The sequence below is a fragment of the Thauera linaloolentis 47Lol = DSM 12138 genome (genome assembly GCF_000310205.1).
GTDB classification, from domain to species: Bacteria; Pseudomonadota; Gammaproteobacteria; order Burkholderiales; family Rhodocyclaceae; genus Thauera; species Thauera linaloolentis.
This window is the reverse complement of record NZ_AMXE01000147.1, coordinates 1-4,393: the sequence shown is the minus strand read 5'-3', so window position 1 is coordinate 4,393 and position 4,393 is coordinate 1. Positions and strand designations below refer to the sequence as shown.

The 4,393-nt window shown below is 67.8% G+C and carries 3 protein-coding genes and 1 pseudogene; all 4 read right to left on the bottom strand.

The genetic code is table 11. From position 1 onward, the window contains the following. Positions 1–319: pseudogene (gene flhF / locus C666_RS18650) on the bottom strand (flagellar biosynthesis protein FlhF); the annotation flags it as partial. Between the two features lie 138 nt (positions 320–457). Next, positions 458–2,563: a flagellar biosynthesis protein FlhA gene (gene flhA / locus C666_RS18645; protein WP_004348320.1), complete on the bottom strand. Its 2,106-nt coding sequence runs from the start codon at positions 2,561–2,563 to the stop codon at positions 458–460. 11 nt (positions 2,564–2,574) lie between these two features. After that, a complete protein-coding gene (gene flhB / locus C666_RS18640; protein WP_028792485.1) occupies positions 2,575–3,717 on the bottom strand; it encodes a flagellar biosynthesis protein FlhB in 1,143 nt (380 codons plus the stop codon). A gap of 142 nt (positions 3,718–3,859) precedes the next feature. Then, positions 3,860–4,312 (bottom strand): DUF192 domain-containing protein, encoded by a 453-nt coding sequence (locus C666_RS18635; RefSeq protein WP_004348318.1) that lies wholly within the window; start codon positions 4,310–4,312, stop codon positions 3,860–3,862. Positions 4,313–4,393 lie beyond the last annotated feature (81 nt).

Below are 4,393 nucleotides of genomic sequence, written 5' to 3'. Positions count from 1 at the left end.
CGCTGGCGGCCAGCGCCGACAGGCTGACGCGGAAGTCGCCGTCGGCCGGCTCGCGTGTCGCAGCCGGCTGCTGGGCGGGCGGCGCGACAGGCTCGGCGGCCGCCTGCGCCGGGTTCCTCGCCGTACCCATCGTCTTCGCCGCGACCGCCGCGCGATTGGCCGCCTGCAGCGCGCTCACCGCTTCGCCCGGCAAGGCCAGGATCTCCACGCCGCCATCGACGGCGCGGTTGGACAGCACGATCGCATCGGGGCCGAGCGCTTCCTTCAGCGCGCGCAGCGCTTCGCGCGCGGTGGGGGCAAAGTAGCGTTTGACGTTCATGGCGTTTCTCCGGGCAGCCAGACCTTGACCGCAGCTTGAGAAGGATTATCCCGGCCGGACGCGCGATCCCTTGGGCCGAATAAGACGCCTTTAACCCGGTTATTCGGTGCTCGAACCCGCCATCATCGCGGGGCGGCGTCAGCCCTGCTGGCCACCGACCATGGCCGTGACGCGGATGGTGCGGGACTCGGGCACCTCGCTGTTGGAGATGACCTTCAGCGACGGCACCGCGCGGCGCAGGAAGCGCGACAGCAGCATTCGCAACTGCGAGGGCACCAGCAGCACCGGCGGCAGGCCGATGTCTTCCTGGCGCTGGGCGATCTGCGCCGTCTGGCGCAGCAAGGTGTCGGCCAGGCCGGGCTCGATCGCCCCGCCCTCGCCGCCCGTGCTCATGGCCTGCATCAGGATGCGTTCCAGGCCGGGCTCCAGCGCCATGACGTTGACCTCGGCATTGCCGGGGAACAGCGCCTGGATGATCGCGCGGCCCAGCGCCTCGCGCGCCTTGAGCGTGAGCTGCACCGGGTCCTGCGTGCGCGGCGCATGCTCGGCCAGCACTTCGATGATGCTGCGCATGTCGCGAATGTTGACGCCTTCTTCCAGCAGGTTCTGCAGCACGCGCTGCACGATGCCGATGGGCAGCAGCTTGGGCACGAGATCCTCGATGAGCTTGGGCGAGTCCTTGCCCACGTGGTCGAGCAGCGCCTGCGTCTCCTGGCGGCCGAGCAGTTCGGCGGCATGGTTGAGGATGACGTGGTTGAGGTGGGTGGCGACCACGGTGCTGGCGTCCACCACGGTGTAGCCCAGCGCATGCGCCTGCTCGCGCATGCCGGCGTCGATCCAGAACGCGGGCAGGCCGAAGGCCGGGTCGGTCGTCTCGCGCCCCTGCAGCGGCCCGGACACGTGGCCCGGATTGATCGCCAGCAATTGTCCCGGATAGGCCTCGCCGGCGCCGACCTCGACGCCCTTGAGCGCGATGCGGTAGGTATTGGGCTTGAGCTCCAGGTTGTCGCGGATATGCACCGGCGAGGACAGGAAGCCGACCTCCTGCGCGAACTTCTTGCGCAGGCCGCGGATGCGCTTGAGCAGTTCGCCGTCCTGGCCCTTGTCGACCATCGGAATCAGGCGGTAGCCCACTTCCAGGCCGAGCACATCGACCTGGGAGACATCGTTCCAGCTCGCCTCCTGCGCATCGGGCTGGGGCATGGCGGCCTGCGCCGCGGCGGCCGGCGCGGCGGCTGCGGCGGCTTCCTCCACGATGCGCTTGCGCCGCATCCATGCCATGCTGCCGAGCGCGGCTGCGAGCAGCAGGAAGACCAGGTTGGGCATGCCCGGAATCAGCCCCAGCACGCCGATGATGCCGGCAGTCAGCATCGTCACCTGCGGGTTGGAGAAGAGCTGGCCGATGACCAGGCCGCCGATGTCGCCGTCGTCGCCGACGCGCGACACCACCAGGCCCGCCGCCACCGAGATGATCAGCGCCGGGATCTGCGCCACCAGGCCGTCGCCGATCGTCAGCAGCGTGTAGGTATGGGCCGCGTCGCCCACCGCCATGTCGTGCTGCATGACACCGACGAACAGGCCGCCGACGATGTTGATGACGAGGATGATGATGGCGGCGATGGCGTCGCCGCGCACGAACTTGGAGGCACCGTCCATGGCGCCGTAGAAATCCGCTTCCTGCGCGATCTCCTTGCGCCGCGCCTTGGCCGTCTTCTCGTCGATGAGGCCGGCGTTGAGGTCGGCGTCGATCGCCATCTGCTTGCCGGGCATCGCATCCAGCGTGAAGCGCGCCGACACCTCGGCGATGCGGCCCGCGCCCTTGGTGATGACGACGAAGTTGATGATGGTGAGGATCACGAACACGACGATGCCGACCGCCGTGTTGCCGCCGACGAGAAAGCTGCTGAAGGCCTCGATGACCTTGCCCGCCGCGTCCGGGCCGCCGTGGCCTTCGAGCAGCACGATCCGCGTCGACGCCACGTTCAGCGACAGCCGCAGCAGCGTCGTCACCAGCAGCACGGTGGGGAAGACGGAAAAGTCCAACGGCTTCCTCGAGTACATCGCCACCAGCATCACCATGACCGAGATGGCGATGTTGAACGTGAAGAACACGTCGAGCAGGAAGACCGGCAGCGGCAGCACCATCATGGCCAGGACCATGATGATGAGCAGCGGCGCCGCCAGCGGGCGCAGATTGGCCGGGGTCAGCAACTGGCGCAGGTTCAGGGCGTTTTGTATGGCCATCGTTCAGGCACTCATTCGTCGGGGGAGCCGGGGTCCATGCCCTCGGGCACCGCCAGGCTGGCGGGCATCTGCGGCGGCAGGCCTCCCTGCTTCATCCAGGTGTCGAGCTGGTAAACATAGGCCATGACCTCGGCCACCACGGTGTACAACGCGGCCGGTATCGCCTGCTCCAGTTCGCAGTGCTTGTACAGCGCACGCGCCAGCGGCGGCGCCTCCAGCAACGGCACGTCGTGCTCGCGCGCGAGTTCGCGGATCTTCAGCGCCATCTCGCCGCGCCCCTTGGCGACCACCACCGGGGCGCCCATGCGCTCGGCGTCGTACTTCAACGCCACCGAGAAATGTGTCGGGTTGGTCACCACCACGTCGGCATTGGGTACTTCGGCCATCATGCGGCGGCGTGCCATCTCGCGCTGCATGGCGCGGACGCGGGCCTTGATCTGAGGATCGCCCTCCTGCTCCTTGCCCTCGCGCCTGACCTCTTCCTTGGTCATGCGCAGCTTCTTGTTGTACTGCCAGAGCTGGAAAGGCACATCCATCAGCGCCAGCAGCCCCAGGCTGGCCGCGATCAGCACCGCGGCGAGGATCACCGTGCCGGAGAAATCCGCCATGCCGGCCTCGATCGGCATCACCATGAGGTCGAACAAATGGTCCTTGTTGGACCACAGCACCATCGACGCCACACCGCCGATGATCAGCGACTTGAGGATCGCCTTTACCATCTCCATCAGGCCGTGTGCGGAAAACATCCGCCCCAGGCCCTTGAGCGGGTTCATGCGGCCGAAATTGGGCCCCAGGGCCTTGGGCGCGAAATTGAGCCCCCCCAGCGCGATCGGCGCGGCAACCGCCGCAAGCAGCAGGACGAGGAAAAGCGGCATCAGCATCAGCAAGGCGCCGCTGAGCTGCCCGCGCAGCACGCCGATCATCAAGACGACGTCGAAGGCCGTGTCGCGCTCGAAGGCGAAGCCCGTGCGCACCAAGCCCGCCAACCGCTCGGCCATCCAGCCGCCGAGCATCCACAGCGCCAGCACGCCGGTGATGGTGACGAAGAAAGTCGACAGTTCCCGTGACTGCGGGACCTGGCCTTCCTCACGCGCCTGTTCCAGCCGCCGCGGTGATGGGGCTTCTGTTTTTTCGAGATCGCTGTCTTCGGCCACTGCCGGCTCCATGTCGGCCCCGCCGCGCGGCAAGCGGCGCGGACGCGGGGCGACGTGAGCGGATTATCGGCCGCGGCCGGCAATATCTGCCGGCCGAAAAAAGGCGGTAAAGGGGCGCTATTCGTCCTTTCCGCCAGACCGCTCAGCGCGCCGGCGGCAGGCGGTCGAAGCCGCGCAAGGTGTCGCCCGGCTCGATGCCGCGTTCGCGGAACCAGCCCAGGTTCATCTCCAGCGCATAGCGCGCGGGCGCGGCGGCGCAGTGGTTGTCCTCGGTATGCGGTTGCATGTCCTCGATGTTGATCACCTTGCCCTGCGCATCGACGAAAGCGACGGACAAGGGCAGCCAGGTGTTCTTCATCCACATGCAGTGGGTCGTATCCTGGTCGAACACGAACACCATGCCCCGCTGCAGCGGCATGGACTTGCGGTTCATCAGGCCCAACTGCCGCGTCTGGGGCGTATGGGCGACCTCGGCCTCGATGCGGTACATGCCCGCGCCAAGCTCCGCCACCGGCAACGCGGCCTGCGCAAGCGCGGCACCCGACGGAACGGCCATCGACAGCATCGCCTGCATGAACACCGGCACCCGCTTCATCCCTTCACTCCCGAACCTGTCCTGACGCGGCGCATCTTACCCGCGCCTGCCGCCGGCTGGCGAGCCCGGCCTCCACCGCCG

What these genes read in the sequence shown, in the direction of transcription:
- flhA (WP_004348320.1), bottom strand. Translation starts at nt 2,563, where the DNA reads ATGGCCATACAAAACGCCCTGAACCTGCGCCAGTTGCTGACCCCGGCC.
- C666_RS18635 (WP_004348318.1), bottom strand. Translation starts at nt 4,312, where the DNA reads ATGAAGCGGGTGCCGGTGTTCATGCAGGCGATGCTGTCGATGGCCGTT.